General features: G+C 62.9%; 5 protein-coding genes. 3 read left to right on the forward strand and 2 right to left on the reverse strand.

Annotated features, from left to right (window positions below; all coding sequences use genetic code 11):
- Positions 1-22: 22 nt before the first annotated feature.
- A complete protein-coding gene (locus tag C7A17_RS26815) occupies positions 23-14,800 on the reverse strand; it encodes a retention module-containing protein (RefSeq protein WP_158704684.1) in 14,778 nt (4,925 codons plus the stop codon).
- A 331-nt stretch (positions 14,801-15,131) separates the two neighbouring features.
- Between C7A17_RS26815 and C7A17_RS18735 the strand changes: the two genes are divergently transcribed.
- From C7A17_RS18735 to C7A17_RS18745, 3 genes are all read left to right on the forward strand, one after another.
- Positions 15,132-16,484 (forward strand): TolC family outer membrane protein, encoded by a 1,353-nt coding sequence (locus tag C7A17_RS18735; RefSeq protein ID WP_106739435.1) that lies wholly within the window; start codon positions 15,132-15,134, stop codon positions 16,482-16,484.
- A gap of 111 nt (positions 16,485-16,595) precedes the next feature.
- On the forward strand, positions 16,596-18,752 hold the full coding sequence (locus C7A17_RS18740) for a type I secretion system permease/ATPase (RefSeq protein WP_106739436.1): 2,157 nt from the start codon (positions 16,596-16,598) through the stop codon (positions 18,750-18,752).
- 10 nt (positions 18,753-18,762) lie between these two features.
- Positions 18,763-20,100 carry an HlyD family type I secretion periplasmic adaptor subunit gene (locus C7A17_RS18745; RefSeq protein ID WP_106739437.1) on the forward strand — a complete coding sequence of 446 codons (1,338 nt, stop codon included), beginning with the start codon at positions 18,763-18,765 and terminating at the stop codon, positions 20,098-20,100.
- A 52-nt stretch (positions 20,101-20,152) separates the two neighbouring features.
- Here C7A17_RS18745 and mmsB read toward each other — a convergent pair whose 3' ends face one another.
- Complete coding sequence (gene mmsB / locus C7A17_RS18750) at positions 20,153-21,034, reverse strand: 3-hydroxyisobutyrate dehydrogenase (protein ID WP_106739438.1); 882 nt, start codon at positions 21,032-21,034, stop codon at positions 20,153-20,155.
- Between the last annotated feature and the right edge of the window lie 24 nt (positions 21,035-21,058).

The following is a 21,058-nucleotide window of genomic DNA, read 5'->3' on the forward strand; positions in this document are numbered from 1 at the left end:
AGCGCGGTGGGAAGGGTGGCCATCAGTGGTGCTCGGTCTTCACCAGTGGGTCGGCGCCGGCCACCAGCGAGTTGACGATCTGCGACGAGGTGGCACCGTACTGGCTCAGGTTCACCCCCTCCAGCTTGATGGTCACGTCGACGTTGTTGGCCAGATCGCCGGTGGTGCTGACCTGCAGGGTATTGGTGACGGTATCGACCTTGAGGTAATCGAGGAGATTATTGGCGTTGGCGGTATCGGGCAGCAGCTCGCTGAGATCGATACGGTCGCCTTCGGCCGCATTGAAGTCCTTGATCACGTCGTTACCGACATCACCCGCTTTCCAGGCGAAGGTATCAGCGCCTGCGCCTCCGATCAGGGTGTCGTTGCCGACACCGCCGATCAGCAGGTCGTTGCCGTCACCACCGTTGAGCAGGTCGTGACCACCGTTGCCGTAGAGCACGTCGTGGCCATTGCCGCCATTGAGGATGTCGGAGTACTTGCTGCCATTGATCAGGTCGCTGGCATCGCCGCCGTTGGTGGTGCCAATGGTGTGCAGTGCCCAGCCGGTGTCGGTCTGTACCAGTTCCTGGCCGTTGCCCGGCGCCTGGAAGATATCGAGGCCGCTACCACTGGCACCGAGCACCTTGTAGGTGGAATCGGCGCTGCCGCTGAGCTTGAACTCCACCTTCAGGCTGGCCGCGCCACCCTGATCCCAGTACAGCAGTTCCAGTGCCTGCAGGTCGCCGCTGAGGCCGACGCCATTGAACACCTTGGTGGTGGTGCTCTGGATATAGTCCGCCTCGGCCACGACCTGGCCGCCGATCATCAGGCGGTAGCCGTCGTCCGCAGTGACGCGAATGTCGTAGGTACCGCCCTGAGCCAGGTCGAGGAAACCATGGGCACGGATGATCGCGTCCGAGGTGTCGCCCAGGCCCGCGCCGCCAGCCTTGAGGTTGGAGACGTTGCTGGTACTGGCTGCCGTCAGGAAATCGTACAGGTTGTTCTGGCTGTTGCTGGAGCTGCCGATCACCGTACCGTTGTTGAGGTTACGGTTGTCGCCCAGGTCATCGCTGAACACCGTGTTGCCGTTCTTCAGGCCATAGTCGATCTGGTTGGCGACGAAGGTGGCGTTGACCGACGAGGCTGCAGCGTTGTCGTTGGAGCCGACCAGGCTGGTGCTGTTGCCGGTGCGTGACTCGATGTAGTCCTCCACCAGTTTGAGGCTGGTGAGGTTCGGTCGTGTGCTGCCGCTCTCGGCATAGCCCCAGTATTCGCCAGTGAGGCCCGAAGACAGTGTGCTGGCCGTATCCGCTACGGTGATGGTGTTGGTGGTCAGGCTTTCATGGCCGACGCCACCGTCGACGATCTTCAGCGCCAGGTGCTGGCTGGCGGTGCTTGCGGTGCTGCCGTTGGGCTCGATCGATACGGCCTTGATGTCCAGCCCGATTTCGCCTCGCACGCTGCTGCCGACTTGCAGCTTGGCGGTCGCCAGTTGCGCTGCGGTCAGGGAGACCACGCCGCCTACGGCTGCCAGGGTGCTGTTGCCGACCACGATGCTGGCACCGGCAGGCAGACCGGAGAGGTCGTAACGCAGGCTTTCCGAACCATCGGTATCGGTCAGCGCGCCGCTCACATAGTTGGCCAGGGCGATGCTGGTCTTGCCGCTTACGCCGCCATCGCCCGCCACTACGCCCTGCGACGAGGTGAGCGCGATGTTGTCGATCAGCGCACCACGACCGTTGGTCGTGGTCGAGGTGCCGGCCAGCTTGATGCTCAGCGCTTCGGTATTGCCGGTGCCGACGAAGCTGAAGTTGATGTTCTCCCAGTTCAAGCTGGTCTGGCTGCTGGTGGAGCTGTACTCGCCCACCAGGGTATTGCCCAGGTAGACGGCGATCTTGGTGTAGCTGCTGTCGAAGCCGAGACGACCGGCGTAGTCCATGGACAGCTCGTAGACCTTGCCGACTTCGGTGGCCACGTTACGGGTGATGCCCAGGGTCTGCGACATGCTACCGCCGGCATCGTTGAGCTCCAGCGCGTCGTTGTTGCCGGTGCCCGGCAGCTTGACGGTGATCATGTTGCCGGCCTGGTTCTCCATCTGGTCGTTGTTGGCCCAGATTTCGAACACGTTGGTACCGCCGCTGCGCTTGTCGCCACTGGTGACCAGGTTCCAGTTCTCGAAGGTCGGCCCGGCGACATCCTGAGAGGTATTGTCGCTGTTCGGCGCGGACTCCCAGGTGGTGGTGAACAGCGTACTGGCCGCCGCCGACTTGACGCTGAGCGTCGGCACATCGGCAACCGGCGTGATGTCGATGCTCATGGTGCTGCTTGCGGTCGACAGGCTGCCATCGCTGCCGCTGTATTTGAACTCGGCATAGGTCTGCTTGTTCATCCCCACGCCGTTGCTGCTGAAGCTGTCGTGGCCGGATTCGTTGGCGTCTGGCACGAAGCGCAGGCCGCCGGCGTCGATCACCGACTTGCTGACGTTGGTGTTGGGGGTGACGTTGCTCCAGTTGCCATTGACCAGTTGCTGTAGCCTGCCTTCGCCCGGCAGGTTCTCGATCCTGATCGAGAGGCTGCTGTTGGCGTCGACGTCGCTGACGCGGAAGTCGCTCCAGGCGAAGACGTAGTTGTTGTCCTCGGTACCGGTCACGTTGGCACCGGAGACGACGACCGGGGCTTCGTTGACGTTGTTGACCTGGATGGTGAACGTCTGGGTCGCGCTGCTGCCGTCAGAGCTGGTGGCCTTGACCACGATGTCATGGCTGGCGGCGTTCTCGAAGTCGAGCTTGCTGCCGTCGGCCACGGTCACCACGCCGGTGCTGGCGTTGATGGCGAAGCGGCCGCCAGCGTTGTCGACCAGCTCGTACTGGGTAACGGTCGCGCCGACATCGCCATCCACGCCCCTTACGGTGAGGCCGACGGTGCTGCCATTGGCAGCATTCTCGTTGACCTGGTTGGCAGCGCTGTTGATGTCGCTGATGACCACTCCATTGTCGTTGACGTTGCTCAGGTTGATGGTGAACACCTGGGTGTTGCTGCTGCCATCGGAGCTGGTCGCCTTGACGGTGATGTTGTGGCTGGTGGCGTTCTCGTAGTCGAGTTTGCTGCCGTCGGCCACGGTCACCACACCGGTGGTGGCGTTGATGGCGAAGCGGCCGCCAGCATTGTCGGTCAGCTCGTACTGAGTAACGGTCGCGCCGGCGTCGCCATCCACGCCGCGGACGGTGAGGCCGACGGTACTGCCATTGGCTGCGTTCTCGGCGACGCTGTTGGCGGCCGGGTTGGCGTCGCTGATGACCACACCGTTGTCGTTGACGTTGCTCAGATTGATGGTGAACACCTGGGTATTGGTACTGCCATCGGAGCTGGTCACCTTGACGGTGATGTTGTGGCTGGTGGCGCTCTCGTAGTCGAGCTTGCTGCCGTCGGCCACGGTCACCACGCCAGTGCTGGCGTTGATGGCGAAGCGGCCGCCGGCGTTGTCGGTCAGTTCGTACCTGGTGATGGTCGCGCCGACATCGCCGTCGCTGCCCAGCACGGTGAGGCCGACGGTGCTGCCATTGGTTGCGTTTTCGGCAACGCTATTGGCCGCCGGGTTGTTGTCGGTGATGACCACGCCGTTGTCGTTGACGTTGGTGACGTCGACGGTCACGGTCGCCGTGACCGGGGTCTTGCCGTCGGTGGCAGTGACCTGCAACTGGTGCTGAGTGGCGGTCTCGTAGTCCAGTGACTTGCCGCTGGCCAGGGTGATCACGCCGGTGCTGGCATTGATCGCGAACAGGCCCGCTTGGTTGCCGCCGGTGATGCTGTACAGCAGCGGCTCGCCGTCACGATCCTGATCGGTGCCGGTGAAGCGGTCGCTGAGGTCGGCGATGGTACTGCCCGAGGCGGTGTTCTCGGCGAAGCTGACCGTGCTGTTGGCCAGGGCAGGGGCGTCGTCCACGGCCGCGACCTGGATGGTCATGGTGTTCGGCGTGGTGGAGAAAGCACCGCTCTGATCCTGAACCGAGAAGCTGAAGCTGCTGTTGCCACTGGCATTGGCCGCCGGGGTATAGACCAGAGAAGCGATCTGCGCGGCGGTGATGATCATGCCGATGGTGACGGCTTCGTTGCCCAGCGTCAGGTTGCCGCTAGCCGGCAGGCTGTTGATGCGGATGGTCTTGAGGCTGTCGCCGGCATCGACGTCGTTGAAGACGAAGTCGGCGCTGCTGAAGCTGCGCGATACGTCTTCGTCAGTGGCGACGGTCTTGTCCGCGCTGGTCGGCGCGTCGTTCACCGCATGCACGGTGACCGGCAGATTCAGGCTGGTGCTGGCATGGTCGCCATTGGCGCCTTCGGTGGCGGTCGCGGTGACCTTCAGCGTGAAGCTGCCGTTGACGTTGGCTGGCGGGGTGATGCTCAGGTTGTTCAGGTTCCAGCCGCTGACGTCGGTCGAAGTGGCGCCGGCTGCGGCGGTGAAACTGTTCACACCGTCGCTCAGGGTCGCGCCCTGCGGGATCTGCGAGATCGATACGGTGAGGCTTTCCGAGCCATCGGTATCGTTCAGCGAGGCACTCAGGTGCGACAGCGGGATGCTGCTGTCCTCAGCCCCTTCGTTGTAGCCATAGACCTGGTAGTAGCCCTTGCCATCGCTGCCTTGCAGTTCGGAGACACGCACTCCGTCCTGGTTCAGGTCGCTGGTGTCACGGTAGAGCAGGGCGTTGGCGCTGGACAGATCCTGCACTGCACCGTTGCCGACCTTGACGTTGACGTCCAGGTTGCCCGGGCCGCTCTGGTTGTGCTGGTAGATGTCCAGGGTGTAGTACCCGCTCTGTTGAGCGGTGAAGCTGCCGCTGAACTGGCCGCTGCTGCCGCTCCAGGTGGCGCTGGCCACCGTGGTGCCGCCTACGGAAACCAGCACGCTGTCGTCGCCCACACCACTGAAGGTGTAGGTCTCGCCGGCTTGCAGATAGATCAGCCCGGAGAGCTTGTTGGCTACACCGGCATTGACGTTGTCCAGATGGGCGTCATTGGCGGTAGCGCTGCTGGCCGGTGCGCCAGCGGCATCGATGGTGGCTTTCAGGGTCGTCGGCGCGATGCCGCTGCCGCTGTTGCCCAGGGCGAGGCCATTCCAGCTCTGCAGGGTGAGGCCGGTCGCGTGCGGGGTGCCTGCCGGGGTCTGGGCACTGAGGTTCGGTGCATCGGCCACCGCCTGGATGGATACCTGCACGCTGGCGCTGCTGTTGCCGCCTTTGCCATCGGTGATGGAGTAGCTGATGGTGTCCGCACCGCTGTAGTTGCCGGTGGGGGTGTACACCAACTTGCCGTCGACGACGCTGACAGTACCGTGCTGCGCGCTGGCGCCGCTGATGCTCAGGGTGTCACCGTCGATGTCGCGATCGTTGGCCAGGACATCGATGGTGACCGAGGTGTCCTCACGGGTGGTGGCGCTGTCGTCGTTGGCAGTCGGCGCGTCGTTGACCGGATTGACGGTGATGCTCACCAGGGTATCGGTGGTACCGCCTTTGCCATCGCTGACCGTGACCACGAAGCTGTCCGGGCCGTGGTAGTCGCCATTGGGCTTGTAGGTGTATTCACCGGTCGTCGGGTTGAGCACCAGGGTGCCATTGGCAGTGCCGGTCTTGATGGCGTAGGTGAGGCTGTCGCCTTCGACGTCGGTGGCCTGAATGCTGCTGTTCAGGGTGCCGTCTTCGTCTACCGAGACACTGCTGTTCGGCGCGACGGGCGCATCGTTGACGGGATTGACGGTGACACTGACCACGCTGGTGGTGGTGCCGCCGTTGCCATCGTCGATGGTGACGGTGAAGGAATCGTTGCCATTGAAGTCCTTGCCCGGCTGGTAGGTGTAGGTACCGTCGGTATTCATCACCACGCTACCGTGCTGCGGGCCGTTGCCGTTGGCGATGCTGTAGGTGAGGGTGTCACCGTCGACGTCGCGACCGGTGACACGGCCGTCGACTGGGGTGTCCTCGTTGGTGCTGATGCTCGACGGGCTGGCGGTCGGTGCATCGTTGACCGGGTTGACCGTGACCGTCACCACGGAGTCGGCATAGGCGCCGGACGGATCGTAGACCCGGATGGTGAAGCTGTCGGTGCCGTTGTAATCCTTGTTCGGCGTGTAGGTGTACTCGCCGGTCACGGTGTTGAGCAGGATCGAGCCGTGGGCAACGCCGGACTGGATCACGTAGGTCAGACGGTCACCGTCGACATCGCTGGCGACGATCCGGCCGCTGACGCTCTTGTCTTCGTCGGTCACCTTGCTCTGGTCGGCGGTCACCGGGACGTCGTTGACCGGGTTGACGGTGACGCTAACCACGCTGGTGGTGGTGCCACCGTTGCCATCGTCGATGGTGACAGTGAAGGAATCGCTGCCGTGGAAGTCCTTGCCCGGCTGGTAGGTGTAGGTGCCGTCGGCGTTCATCACCACGCTGCCGTGCTGCGGGCCGTTGCCGTTGGCGATGCTGTAGATGAGGGTGTCACCGTCGACGTCGCGACCGGTGACACGGCCGTCGACCGGGGTGTCCTCGTTGGTGCTGATGCTCGACGGGCTGGCGGTCGGTGCATCGTTGACCGGGTTGACCGTGACCGTCACCACGGAGTCGGCATAGGTGCCGGACGGATCGTAGACGCGAATGGTGAAGCTATCGGTGCCGTTGTAATCCTTGTTCGGCGTGTAGGTGTACTCGCCGGTCACGGTGTTGAGCAGGATCGAGCCGTGGGCAACGCCGGACTGGATCACGTAGGTCAGACGGTCACCGTCGACGTCGCTGGCGACGATCCGGCCGCTGACGCTCTTGTCTTCGTCGGTGACCTTGCTCTGGTCAGCGGTGACCGGGATGTCGTTGATCGGGGTGACATCGAGGCTGATCACACTGGTGGTGGTACCGCCGTTACCGTCATCGATGGTGACGGTGAAGCTGTCCTGACCGTTATAGTCCTTGCCCGGTACATAGGTGAAGGTGCCGTCGGCACGCAGGGTCACGGTGCCGTGCTTCGGTTCGTCACCGCTGGCGATGCTGTAGCTGAGGCTATCGCCGTCCACGTCGGTGGCGCTGATCGTGCCGTCGATCGCGGTGTCTTCAGCGGTGGTCAGGCTTTGCGGGCCGGACACCGGTGCATCGTTGACCGGGTTGACTGTGATGTTCACCACCGCATCGACCACGCCGCCTTTGCCGTCATTGAGGGTGACGGTGAAGCTGTCAGGGCCGTTGTAGTTGGCGTTCGGCGTATAGGTGTACTGACCGGTGGTGCCATCGAACACCAGGGTGCCATTGGTCGTTCCCGACTTCAGGGTGTAGCTGACGGCATCACCGTCGGCGTCACTGACGTTCAACTGGCTGGAGAGGCTCTGGTCTTCGTCGAGACTGACGCTGGGGTTGTTCAGCACGGGCAGGTCATTGATCGGATTCACCGCGAGGGTGACGCTGCCGGTCACGCTGGTTGTGCCGTCGTTGACGCTGTAAGTGAAGCTGCCGACGGCGTCGCCAGCCTGGTAGTCGGCCGGGGCGTTGTACTTCAGGCCTTGCAGTTGGGCGCTGGTCAGTGTCTGGCCGCTGCTCACGGTGGCGCCGTTGGCCAGGGTGACGCTGCCCAGGGTCGGCAGGCCGGTGACGGTGATGGTCAGCGGGTTGCCATCGACATCGGTCGGGGCGTTGAGACCCAGCGGGGTGCCGACGGTTTTCTCGTCAACGGTCAGGCTCGTGCTGTCGACCACGGGGGCATCGTTGACCGGCTTGACGCCGACGGTGACGGTGGCTGTGTCGAACTTGCCGTTGCCATCGCTGATCGTGTAGGTGAACGAGGCTTGGCCGTTGAAGTCCTGGTTGGGGGTGAACACCACCTTGCCATCGACCAGGGCCACGCTGCCGTTCACGGCGTTCTGAACGCTGACGATGCTGAGGCTGTCGCCGTCGACATCGGTATCGTTGCCCAGCAGGGTGGACGGTTCGATTACCAGTGGCTGATCTTCATTGGTGGTCAGCAGATCGCTGCCGGCCTGGCTCAGCTGAGCCCCGCCGACCACGCTGTAGCTGCCGCCCTCAGGACGCAGCTCGACCTTCAGCTGGGCCTGGCCACCCTGATCCCAGTAGATGATCTGGATGTTGTGTGCGCCGCTTTCGGTGATGGTGAAGGTGGCCGATTCGCGCGCGGTGGGGCCCTGGTTGCCATTGAATTCGGCAACGACCTTGCCGTCGATGACGATGCTGTAGCCATCGTCCGCGGTTACGCGGAACTGGTAGGTGCCGGCGTTCAGGCTGATCTGGCCGCTCATCTCGATGATGGCGTCCGAGGTGTTGTCAGGGTCGGTGTTCAGCGACCCGGCATCGGCACCAAGGAATTTCTGCAACTGCTGGTCGCTGCCCAGGTTGTTGCTCACGCCGTTGCCGTAGTTCAGCTCGGTGGCGGTGAAGGTGGCGCTGGGGGTGCGGCCGGCAATGAAGGCGGTAACGCCGGCCAGGTTCCCCAGGTTGCCGCCGTCGACGTCTTCACGGTAACCGTAGTAGTTGCCCTTGAGGCCGGTGATGACGCCGAAGTCGTCATTGGCATCCGGTGCGTCGTTGACCGGGGTGACGCCCAGGGCGACCTTGCCCTCGACGCTGGTGGTGCCGTCGTTGACGCTGTAGGTGAAGTCACCTACGGGGTCGCCCGCCTTGTAGTCATCCGGGCCGTTGTATTTCAGCCCCTGCAGCTCGGCGATAGTCAGGGGCTGACCGTTGCTCACCGGGGTGCCGTTGGCCAGGGTTACGCTACCCACGGTCGGTAGGCCGGTGACGGTGATGGTCAACACGTCGCTGAGGTCGACATCTGTCGGCGCTGCGATGTTGAGCGGTGTGCCGATGCTTTCCTCGGCGACGGTGACGCTGGTGTTGGTGACCACCGGCGCGTCGTTGCGGCCTTCGATGGTCAGCGAAGCGCTGGTGCTGACGACGCCCCCCTTGCCGTCGCTGACGTCGTAGCTGTAGTTGAGGACGACTTTCTCGCCGACGGCCAGGTAGTCGTATTGGGAGGGGTCGATCTTCAGACTGTTGCTGGCTACGTCGAAGGTGACGCCCGCATCGTTGCCGCCGCCTACCAGTTGCAGGTTGACCACGCTGAGGACGTCGTTGGCGTCTTCGTCGCTGGCGTTCTGCAGCAGGTCGAGGCTGTAGGCCGAGGCATCCTCGTCGGTCAGCGAACTCAGCGCACCGCTGACGATCGGCGCATCGTTGCTGCCGGTCAGGGTGATGCTGACGTCGCGGGAAGTTTCCGCGCCGCTGCTGTCGGTGACAGTAACGCGGTAGATCAGGGTGACGGTCTCGCCTGCGCCGAGGTAGTCCAGCGCACCGGCGGCGACGCTGTAGTTCCACTGCACGTTACCCTGACCATCGCCCGTGGCGGCGTTGTTGATCAGGGCGCTGAGATTGCCGAGGGCACTGACGTCGTTGTCGTTGCCATCTTTGGCACTGACCAGTTGGGTGACGATGCTGTGCGTGTTGCTCAGGTCGGCATCGCTGAAGCCGATGTTGCCATCGGCGGTCAGGTTGCCGGTGTTCTCGCCCGGTACACCATCAGCGCGTTCGGCCAGGGTCGCGCTCTGCACGCTGCTTTCGAACACCGGGGCGTCGTTGCGGCCTTCGATGGTGATCGTGGCGGTGGTGGGGGTGACACCGCCGTTGCCGTCGATCACGTCGTAGCTGTAGGTGAGCACCACTTTCTCACCAGCGGCGAGGTAGTTGTAGGCGTTCGGGTTCACCTGCAGGCTGTTGCCCGCCAGGGTCACGCCGCTGGCGTCTGTGCCGGACGTCTCTTGCAGATTGGCGATGTTCAGAACGTCGCTGGCGTCGACATCGCTGGCATTTTCCAGCAGGTCGACGGTGAAGGCGTTGGCGTCTTCGTTGCTGCTCTGGCTGATGGCGCTGCTGATCACCGGTGCGTCGTTGACGCCGTCGATGGTGATGGTGGCGCTGGTATCCACCAGGCCGCCCTGGCCATCGCTGACCTGGTATTGGTAGACGAGGGTAACGCTCTCGCCGACGGCCAGGTAGTTGTAGTGGGACGGGTCGACCACCAGGGTGTTGCCCTGCAGGCTGACGCCGGAGGCGTCGTTGCCGCTGGTTTCGCTGAGGTTGACGACGCTGAGCACGTCCTTGGTATCGGCGTCGCTGGCGTTGGCCAGCAGGTCGATCACCTGGCCGGCAGCGTCTTCGTCGGTGCCGACACTGATGGCGCCGGTCACCACGGGGGCGTCGTTCACGCCGGTGACAGTGATGGTCAGGGTGCTGCTGCTCGACAGTGCGCCGTCGGTAGCCGTGAAGGGCACCTTGATGACCAGTACCTCATCTTGTCCGAGCGCCTGGTAGGTGGCATTGCTGGGGTCGAACGTCCAGCTGCCGTCCGGGTTCAGGCTGAAGCCGGCCGGAGCCGGATTGTTCAGGCTGAAGCTCAGGTTGTCGCCGTCGACATCGGTCGCGGCGAGTTGACCGCCGATGGCCGGCGCGTCCTCGAGCGTGTCTGCACTGGTGGGCGCTGCAATCGGAGCGTCGTTCACCGGGGTGATATTGAGGGTGACGCTGTCGCTGTCGCTCAGCTTGCCGTCGGTGGTGTTGATGGTCAGGGTGTCCTGGCCGTTGTAGTTGGGCGCCGGGACGTACTTCAGGCCTTGCAGGGCGGCACTGATGGCGGCCTGGGAACCGGACAGGGTGATGCTGCCGGTGCCATTGCCGCTGAAGGTCACGCCGCCTTTCAGCGGGCCGAGGGTCAGCACGCCATGCTCGACGGAGAGAGTGGTGGTCAGGCGGTCGCCGTCGACGTCACTGACGGCGATGCTGTTGCCATTGAGCAGGCTGAAGGTCTTGCTGCCGTCTTCGGCCAGGGTCTGTGCGCCCGGCGCGGTGTTGACCGGGGCATCGTTGACCGGATTGATGCTGAAGGTAAGGGTGGCGGTGCTGGTAAGGCTGCCATCGCTGAGGGTGTAGGTGACCGACGGTACCGGGCCGTTGTAGTCCTTGGCCGGGACGAAGGTGAAGTCGCCGTTGGCCTGGATGGTCAGCTTGCCGATGCCGAGGTTGAGGGTTTCACCGGCGTTGGCGCTGACGAAGGGTAGGCTGGTCAGGCTGAACTTGGTGACGCTCAGGGCATCGCCATCGACGTCTCGGTCGTTGCTCAGCACGTTGCCGATGGCGGTGGTGTCTTCGTCGAGGGTGATCGCGTCGTTGACGCCGACCGGACGGTCATTGACCGCGGCGATGGTAACGGTCGCGGTGGCCTTGTCGACGGAGGTGGCGCCGTCGTTGTCCACGGCGCTGTATTCGAAGGTGGTGGTGCCGTTCCAGTCCTTGTTCGGGACGAAGTAAACCGGGCCGCTGACGCTGTCGCCGGCTTTCAGGGCGGTGCCACCGTTGGCGCTGGCGTACAGGGTGCCATTGGCCGGAATGGAGCCAAGGGTGAAGCCGGTGACGCTGCCATCGACATCGCTGCCGGACAGGTTCACCTGGATGCGCGCGGCTTGATCCTCGCTGCCCGAGGCACTGACGGCATTGGCCACCGGGGCGTCATTGGTGCCGGTCAGGGTGATGGTCAGGGTACTGTCGGCGCTGGCGCCGTGTTCATCGGTGACGGTGACCGGGATCTCGAGAACCAGTTGCTCGCCTGCCTTGAGGTAGTCGTAGGCGTCGTTGCTGGCGTCGAAGATCCATTGGCCGTCGCTGCCCAAGGTCAGGCCGGCGATGTTGGCCGTGGTGCTGAAGCTGAGTACGGCGCCGTCGTCGACGTCACTGGCGTCGATCTGGCCGCCGATCTGGCCGTCACCTTCGCTGGCCTGGGCCGTGGCGGCGGTGATCACCGGCTTGTCGTTCACGCCGGTGACGGTGATGGTCAGCGTGCTGTTGCTCGACAGCTTGCCGTCGCTGGCGGTGAAGTTGATCGTCAGGGTGGTGGACTTGCCTTCTGCCAGGTGCTGGTAGGCCGCGTGGCCGGGGTCGAGTGTCCAGCTACCGTCGCTGTTGAGGGTGAAACCGCCGGGCAGGGTGCCCTGAGCGCTATAGGTCAGGATATCGCCGTCGACATCAGTGGCCGCGAGTTGCCCGCCGATTACCGGGGCGTCCTCGGTGGTCGCTTCGGATGTCGGGGTGGCGACCGGGGCGTCGTTCACCGGGGAGATATTGAGGGTGACGCTGTCGCTGTCACTCAGCTTGCCATCGGTGGTGTTGATGGTCAGGGTGTCCTGGCCGTTGTAGTCCTTGCCCGGTACGTATTTCAGGCCTTGCAACGCAAGGTTGATGGCGGCCTGGGAGCCGGACAGGGTGATGCTGCCGGTGCCATTGCCACTGAAGGTCACGCCGCCTTTCAGCGGGCCGAGGGTCAGCACACCGTGCTCGACGGAGAGGGTGGTGGTCAGGCGGTCGCCGTCGACGTCACTGACGGCGATGCTGTTGCCATTGAGCAGGCTGAAGGTCTTGCTGCCGTCTTCGGCCAGGGTCTGTGCGCCCGGCGCGGTGTTGACCGGGGCATCGTTGACCGGGTTGATGCTGAAGGTAAGGGTGGCGGTGCTGGTAAGGCTGCCATCGCTGAGGGTGTAGGTGACCGACGGTACCGGGCCGTTGTAGTCCTTGGCCGGGACGAAGGTGAAGTCGCCGTTGGCCTGGATGGTCAGCTTGCCGATGCCGAGGTTGAGGGTTTCACCGGCGTTGGCGCTGACGAAGGGTAGGCTGGTCAGGCTGAATTTGGTGACGCTGAGGCTGGCATTGTCGACGTCGGTGTCGTTGCTCAGCACATTGCCGGTGGCGGTGGTGTCTTCGTCCAGGGTAATACGGTCGGCCACACCTACTGGGGCATCGTTGCTGCCGTTGATGGTGACGGTGACGCTGCTCTCGGTGCCGTCGGCGCTGGTGACCTTGAAGGATTCGCTATAGGCCTGGCCAACGTTCAGCTCGTTGTAGGCAGAGTGAGCGACGAAGCTCCAGTTGCCGGCCGCATCGATGCTGAAGGTGCCGTAAGTGCCTGCGACATTGTTCTGGGCAACGAAGGTTTCCGCACTGTCGACATCGCTGATGGTCAGGGTGCCATTGGCAGTCAGCGGCGCGTTGGTTTCGCTCAGCTGTACATTGGCGCTGCTGAGCACTGCGGCATCGTTGGTGCCGTTGATGGTAACGGTGACGCTGCTCTCGGTGCCGTCGGCGCTGGTGACCTTGAAGGATTCGCTATAGGCCTGGCCAACGTTCAGCTCGTTGAAGGCGGAGTTGGCGACGAAGGTCCAGTTGCCAGCCGCGTCGATGCTGAAGGTGCCGTAAGTGCCGGCGATGTTGCTCTGGGCAACGAAGGTCTCTGGGCTGTCGACATCGCTGATGGACAAGGTGCCGCTGGTGCTCAGCGGTGCATCGGTCTCGGTCAGTTGCACGTCGGCACTGCCGAGAATGGCCGCATCGTTAACGCCGGTGACGGTGATGCTCAGGGTGCTGCTGGTCTTGGCACCAAATTCATCGCTGACTTCGAAAGGTACGGCCAGGGTCAGCTTCTGACCTTCGGCCAGGAATTGATAGGCGGCGTTGCCTGCGTCCAGTGTCCACTCGCCGGTCTGTGCATTGAGGGTGAAGCCTGCCGGTACGTTGCCGGTCAAGGCATAGTTGAGCACCGCACCTTTGTCGGCGTCGCTGGCCTGCAGGGTGCCACTGACGCTCTGGTCTTCGCTGACTTCGGCACTGCTGGCGGTGGCGATGGGGGTGTCGTTGGCACCATTGAAATTGATGGTGATGACACGGGTGTCGCTGGCCCCGGATGGGTCTTTGACCGTCACCACGAAGCTGTCGCTGGCCTGTTCGCCGTCTTGCAGGCCGTTAACCGCTTTGGCATCCACCACGTAGGTGTAGCTGCCATCGGGGTTGACCGTCAGTTCGCCATAGGCGCCCGTTGCGCTACCGCTCCAGGTCAGTACGGTATCGTCGACATCGGTGGCAGCCAACTGGCCCTTGATGTCGGTGAAGGTGTCGGCTGCGGCACTGTCGTCGAGGGTGGCGTCGTAGGTGCCGGTGGCGACCGGGGCGTCATTGACCGGCGTGACGTTCAGGTTGACCGTCAGCGGAGTCGAGGCGCCGCGGCCATCGGTGGCGGTCACTTCGAAGCTGTCGGCGCCGTTGTAGTCCTGCGCCGGGGTGTAGGTCCAGGTGCCATTGGCATTGAGTACCAGCGTGCCGTTGCTCGGCGCGCGGGTGATGCTCAGCGTGACCAGGTCACCATTGGCGTCACGAGTGGTGAAGACGCCGCTGATCGGCGTGTCCTCGGCAGTCTGCAGATTGAGCGGGCCTTGTGCTGCACCGTTGCCGTCGAGGAACTCGGGCGCTTGGTTCGGCAGCGCTTCCTGGAACTGTTCGTCGGCGCGGCCGAAGTCGCCCAGGCCGCTGGTCTCGAAGCCGATCGTGGCTTCTACCACTTCACCGGTTGCATCGAGCAACACGAAGCTGTGACCACCTCCAGCGCCGCCCGTGCCGCCACCGGCCGAGCTTGGGCCAGCCGCAGTAGCCTCGAGGGCCTCGGTCGGATCCAGGCCGGCCTCGATGGCCTGCTGCAGTTGCGCGACTTCATCGCCGGGGCTCACGACCTGCTGAGAGGGTTGCGCATCTTGCACTGCAACGTTGGTGTCAGACGCGCTCCATTGGCTGTCGCGCCCCAGATCCAGGGTGCGCCCATCAGCCAGTGCCAGGGTGACCATGCCGCTGTCGCCAGTGAGAACCTCCTCGCCTTTGAAGAGTCGGTCGCCTTCTACCAGAAGGCGACGAGCGCCATCCGGAGAAACGGCAAAGACCTGGCCAACAATGCTTTGGACGGTCGCAATGACACTGCTCATCGTGTGACTCTCCTGAGATGGTTCTCAACGTGCCTTTCGTCGTTCTGGCCTACTCGATTCTTGGCCCGGCGCTAGGCTGGCAAATAGGGTGTAAAGATGTTGAAACAGTATCGCCAGAATTTTGGCTAAAACTTTTTGACTAGGTGTTTTGCGTCAGAGTATTGACCTATTCGCCGGCATCCTAAACAATTGCCGAACTGATGTCACTTTGATATTTGCTCTTCGTCTGGTGTTTTGCAATGTGACTTGAGTCACATTATTGGTGCCCTTGGCGACTCGTTCCGTCCGGGCGCTCTAGGACGCCCACATTACCTGTTAAGGAAGCCAGTTTATGCGTTTGCGCCTGTTCCACGTTCTGCCGCTTGCCTTGGCGATCAGCCTGCCCGCTTACTCCCAGACTCTCCCTGAAGCCATGCAACATGCCATGGGTGTGCACCCTGAAATCCAGGCCGGCGTGAATGGCCGTCTGGCAGCCGACAAACAGCTCGAGGCGGCTCGTGGCGGCTACCTGCCTTCCGTGGATTTGCTGGCTGGTTATGGTCGCGAAGGCACTGACAACACTTCGACCCGTGCTACAGGGCGTCACGGTTTTGAAACCCTGAATCGCGGTGAGTCCAGTCTGCGTCTGAGCCAGATGGTGTTCGATGGTTTCGCTACCCAGAACGAAGTGGGTCGCCAGCAAGCCACGGTCAATTCTCGTGCTTACGCACTGCTGGGAACTTCCGAGCGCACCGCATTGGATGTGGCCGAAGTCTATATAGATGTACTGCGCCGCCAAGAGATGGTGCGCCTTGCAGAAGACAACCTGCGCAGCCACGAACGTATCTATGATCAGATCAGCCTGCGCAGTCAGCGTGGCGTCGGCCGTCTGGCCGACCAGGATCAGGCAGAGGCCCGCCTGGCCCAGGCGCGTAACAATCTGATCACCGAGCAGACCAATCTGGCTGATGCTCGCACCAACTTCTATAGCGTCGTCGGTCTGGATCCTACGGAGCTGGTCGAGCCGTCCGGCCTGCCGGGCCAACTGCCGGAATCGCTGCAGGACGCACGTCAGGCGCTGGTGGCCAACAGCCCGATCCTGCGCTCCGCCGAGTCCGATGTGGCGGCGACCGAGAAGCAGTACGAGGCGGCTAAGTCGCTTTTCTACCCGCGTTTCGATGCGGAACTGTCACGCAACGCCGACAGCAACATCGACGGTGTGGACGGCCACTCCAACGAATGGCAGGCGATGCTGCGCATGCGCTATAACCTGTTCGCCGGCGGTAGCAACAAGGCCGACCTGGAGTCCAAGTCCTATCAGGTGAACCAGGCGCTGGACATCCGCAACAACGCGATGCGCGTATTGAACGAAGACCTGGGCCTTTCCTGGAACGCGCTGAACAATGCCCGTGAGCAGTTGCCCATCGCCCGTGAGTACGTGGAATACAGCACGCGGGTACGTGAGTCGTACCAGAAGCAGTTCAGCATTGGTGAACGCACGCTGCTGGATCTGCTCGACAGTGAGAACGAGTTGTTCACAGCCTCGCGTCGTCTGACCGACCTGCGTTACAGCGAGCTGTTTACTCAGTACCGCATCAAGGCCACCATGGGCGAATTGCTTAAGAGTCAAGGGGTTGTGGCGCCCATGGCGACCGTGGTCCAGTCCGACCTCAAACCGAAGGCAACGCTGCCCAGCCTGAACTGATTACCCCGCCTTGCTGTGAGCTGCCCGCTGAGGATGCGTTTATCCTTTGCGGGCATTCCCGTTTGTGGGACATGAAGATGTATCCGAAGAATCACTGAAGAGAGTCCTGGTGTGGATCCACAAGCCAGTCGTGTTGAAAGCAACTCTGATCCGCGCGGGCAGCACGACGATCCGCTGTTGGATTCGCTCCTTTCTCTCTGCGTCCTGCACCGTAAACCGGCCAATCGCGCCATGCTCACCAGCGGCCTGCCGCTGCCCAAGCAGCGCCTGACCGCCGAGCTGCTGCCCCGCGCTGCCGCCCGTGCGGGATTGCAGGGACGCCTGTTGCGCAGAAGTCTCGAGCAGATTCCCAAGATCGCGCTTCCTGCTTTGTTGCTGCTCAAGGAAGGACGTTGTGCGGTGCTGCTGGGCTGGAGCGAGCAAGGCGAAGCGCGGTTGTTGCTCAGCGAAAGCGATGGCGGCGAAGTGAGGGTTGCTCGCGACCTGTTGCAAGAAGACTTCAACGGCCAGGTATTCTTCGCCCAACCCCAGCACAAATACGACCTGGATCAGGGCAGCCTGATTCCGCGTACCCAGTCCTGGTTTCGCGACACCCTCAAGCGTTCGCGCTGGCTCTACATGGATGCCGTCGCGGCCAGTCTGCTGATCAACCTGATCGGCCTCGGTGCGCCACTGTTCGTGATGAATGTCTATGATCGCGTGGTACCCAACCAGGCCGCAGCCACGCTCTGGGTGCTGGCCATCGGTATTTCCGGGGCCTACATTTTCGATTTGCTGCTCAAGACCATGCGCGGGTTGTGTCTCGACCTGGCTGGCAAGAAGACCGATCTGATCATCTCCGCCACGCTCTTCGAGCGCATCGTCGGCATGGCGGTGAAATTTCGTCCGCAGCGTGTCGGCAGCTTTGCCCAGAACATCCATGAGTTCCAGACGCTGCGTGACTTCCTCGCTTCGCTGACGCTGACCAGTGTCATCGACCTTCCGTTCACGTTGCTGATCCTGCTGGTGATCGGCTTGCTCGGTGGGCATCTGGTGTGGATCCCGCTGCTGGCCTTCCCCCTGGCAATGGGCATCAGCTGGCTGTTGCAGAAGCCGCTCGTGGCCACCATGGATCGCACCATGGCCCTGGCCGCCGAGCGCCAGTCCAGCCTGATCGAGACCCTGGCCGGCCTTGATGCGGTCAAGGTCAACAATGCCGAAAGCGACCGACAATACCTCTGGGAGCAGACCATCGGCACCCTGGGCCGCCTTGAGCTGCGGGTGAAGATGTTGTCCAGCCTGGCGATGAATCTGACCATGCTGATCCAGCAACTGGCAGGCGTGATCATGATCGTCGCCGGTGTCTACCTGATCATGGCCGGCAATCTCAGCATGGGCGGCTTGATCGCCTGCTACATGCTCAATGGTCGTGCCCTTGGCCCTTTGAGTCAGCTGTCTGGGCTGTTCACCCGCTATCAGCAGGCCCGTCTGACCATGATCAACGTCGATCAGATGATGGATCTGCCGCAGGAGCGCCACGAGGGTGAGCAGCCATTGGTGCGTGCCAAGCTGCAGGGCAGCCTGGAGCTGCGCCAGGTCAGTTTCACCTACCCCCATCAGCAGACCCTTGCCCTCAGCGAGATCAACCTGATCGTCCGGCCGGGCGAGAAGATCGGCATCATCGGCCGCAGTGGCTCTGGCAAGAGTTCGCTGGCCAAGCTCATCGTCGGGTTGTACCAGGCCGACTCGGGCAGTCTGTTGGTCGATGGGACTGACATCCGTCAACTGGACGTCAGCGAACTGCGCCACAACGTCGGTTACGTGCCACAGGACATCCAGCTGTTCAGCGGTACCCTGCGCGATAACCTGATGGCCGGTGCCCGCTACGTCGAGGACGAGCTGGTGTTGCAGGCCTCGGAACTGGCCGGGGTTCACGAGTTCGTTCGCCTGCATCCGCAAGGGTATGAACTGCAGGTCGGCGAGCGTGGGCAGAACCTGTCCGGCGGTCAGCGGCAGAACGTCGCGCTGGCGCGTGCATTGTTGCTCGATCCGCCTATCCTGCTGCTCGACGAACCCACCAGCTCCATGGACAACCCGGGTGAAGAACGCCTGAAGGAGCGTATCGGCGCGGTGCTCGCCAACAAGACGCTGCTGCTGGTGACGCACCGCGCGTCCATGCTGTCGCTGGTCGATCGTCTGTTGATCATCGACCGTGGTCGCATCATCGCCGATGGCCCCAAGGAGTCGGTCATGGAAGCACTGAAGAAGGGGCAGATCAGTGTCGCTTAAGGCATTCGCTATGTTGCGTCAGTACTTTCAGGGCGGCGAGCAATTGTCCGGCGAGCCACTGCCCGAGGTCGACAAGGCGCTGGTGGAAGATGCACCACGGGTGGTACGCCTGACCATCTGGACGCTGTTGGGGTTCGTCGCGTTCCTCGGCTTCTGGGCTCACTTCGCCGAAATCGATGAGGTGACGCGCGGTGAGGGCAAGGCGATTCCTTCGTCCAAGTTGCAGAAGGTGCAGAACCTCGAGGGCGGCATCATCTCCGAGCTGTTCATCCATGAAGGGCAAGTCGTGGAAGTTGGTGCGCCGCTGCTGCGCCTTGATCCCACGCGCTTCGAGTCCAACGTCGGCGAGACCGAGGCGGATCGTACCGCCATGCAGTTGCGGGTAGAGCGTCTCAGCGCCGAAGTGGATGATCGCCCGTTGATGATTCCTGAGGAGCTGCGCGCGCTGGCACCCGAGCAGGCTGCCAGCGAGGAGGCACTGTTCCTCAGCCGTCGTCAGCAACTGAACGATGAGCTGGGTGGCCTGGAACAGCAGATGGTGCAGCGTCGTCAGGAGCTGCAGGAATTCATCTCCAAGCAGGCTCAGTTCCGCAACAGCTTGCAGTTGCTGCGTCAGGAAATCTCCATTTCCGAACCCCTGGTCGCCGAAGGCGCCATTTCCCGGGTGGAGGTGCTGCGTCTGCGCCGCGCCGAGGTGGAAACCCGTGGCCAACTGGACGCCACCACACTGGCGATCCCCCGTGCGGAGTCGGCGATCAAGGAGGCAGAGAACAAGATTGCCGAGGCGCGTTCGCGTTTTCGTAGCGAGGCGCTGGGGCAGTTGAACGAGGCACGTACCGAGCTGAGCAAGGCCAATGCCACTGGCAAGGCACTGGAGGATCGGGTCAAACGAACCCTGGTCACATCGCCGGTACGCGGCATCGTCAAGCAATTACTGGTCAATACCATCGGCGGCGTGATCCAGCCGGGCAGCGATCTGGTGGAAATCGTGCCGCTGGACGACACCTTGCTGGTGGAAGCACGCATCCGTCCGCAGGACATTGCCTTTCTCCATCCGGGGCAGAAGGCCATGGTCAAGTTCACCGCCTACGATTTCACCATCTATGGCGGCCTGGAAGCCGATCTCGAACAGATCGGCGCGGATACGGTCACCGACGAAGACGGCAACAGCTTTTACCTGATCAAGCTGCGTACCCGGCAAAGCCATCTGGGCAGTGACGAGAATCCGCTACTGATCATTCCTGGCATGGTCGCTTCGGTGGATATCATGACCGGTAAGAAGAGCATTCTCAGCTATCTGCTCAAGCCCATCATTCGGGCGCGTGCCGAAGCCTTGCGCGAGCGTTGATCGGCAAAGAGGTTCGAAGGTGGCTGGCGAGCGCAGCGCTTCGCCAGCCTGTTCATACGAACAGCTGCTGCACCACCGAAAAATCCTGCTTGCCCTTGCCCTGTTTGAGCAGCAGGCGGTAGAGCTGCAGCGCCAGCGCACCCATCGGCGCGCTGTTGCCATTGTGGCTGGCGGTTTCCTGAGCCAGGCCCAGATCCTTGGCCATGAGCTCGGCCATGAAACCACCGCTATAACCTTTCGAAGCGGGGGCGTTTTCCATCACGCCAGGCCAGGGATTGTATTTCTCCAGCGTCCAGTTGCCGCCCGAACTCTGCCGCATGATCTCTGCCAGTACCGCCGGATCCAGGCCGTTGGCCACACCCATGGCCATGGCCTCGGCGGTGGCGATCATCTGCACGGCAAGCACCTGGTTGTTGCACACCTTGGCCACCTGGCCAGCGCCATCAGGGCCGGCATGGAAGATGTTCTTGCCCATGGCGGCGAGCATTGGCCTGGCCTTCTCCAGTGCCTGCGCATCACCGCCGACCATGAAGGTCAGGGTACCGGCTGCGGCACCACCAGTGCCGCCGGACACCGGCGCATCAAGGAGGGCGATGCCGCGCTCGCTCGCGGCGGCGTGCACCTTGCGCGCGGACTCCGGGGCGATGGTCGAGCACTCGATCACCAGCGTGCCGGCTGGCAGTTGGTTGAGCAGCCCGTCGTCGCCTAGATACAGGCTTTCCACGTGGCGGCTGGCGGGCAGCATGCTGATCACTACCTGGGCCTGATCGATGGCGTCGACGGCGCTATCGGCCGCCAGGGCGCCTTCGCCTGCCAGGGTGTCGACGACGCTGTGCACCAGGTCGAAGACTTTCAGCGGGTAGCCCGCCTTGAGCAGGTTGCGGGCCATGGGCAGGCCCATGTGGCCAAGGCCGATGAAGGCGATCTGGGTCATGGCGGCTTCTCCTTTTTGTTGGAT

It is taken from the genome of Pseudomonas mendocina, from assembly GCF_003008615.1.
GTDB classification, from domain to species: domain Bacteria; phylum Pseudomonadota; class Gammaproteobacteria; order Pseudomonadales; family Pseudomonadaceae; genus Aquipseudomonas; species Aquipseudomonas mendocina_C.

Bases quoted from the DNA above. Each gene is read 5' to 3' on its own strand.
- C7A17_RS26815 (WP_158704684.1), bottom strand. From the start codon at position 14,800: ATGAGCAGTGTCATTGCGACCGTCCAAAGCATTGTTGGCCAGGTCTTT.
- C7A17_RS18735 (WP_106739435.1), top strand. From the start codon at position 15,132: ATGCGTTTGCGCCTGTTCCACGTTCTGCCGCTTGCCTTGGCGATCAGC.
- C7A17_RS18745 (WP_106739437.1), top strand. From the start codon at position 18,763: ATGTTGCGTCAGTACTTTCAGGGCGGCGAGCAATTGTCCGGCGAGCCA.
- mmsB (WP_106739438.1), bottom strand. From the start codon at position 21,034: ATGACCCAGATCGCCTTCATCGGCCTTGGCCACATGGGCCTGCCCATG.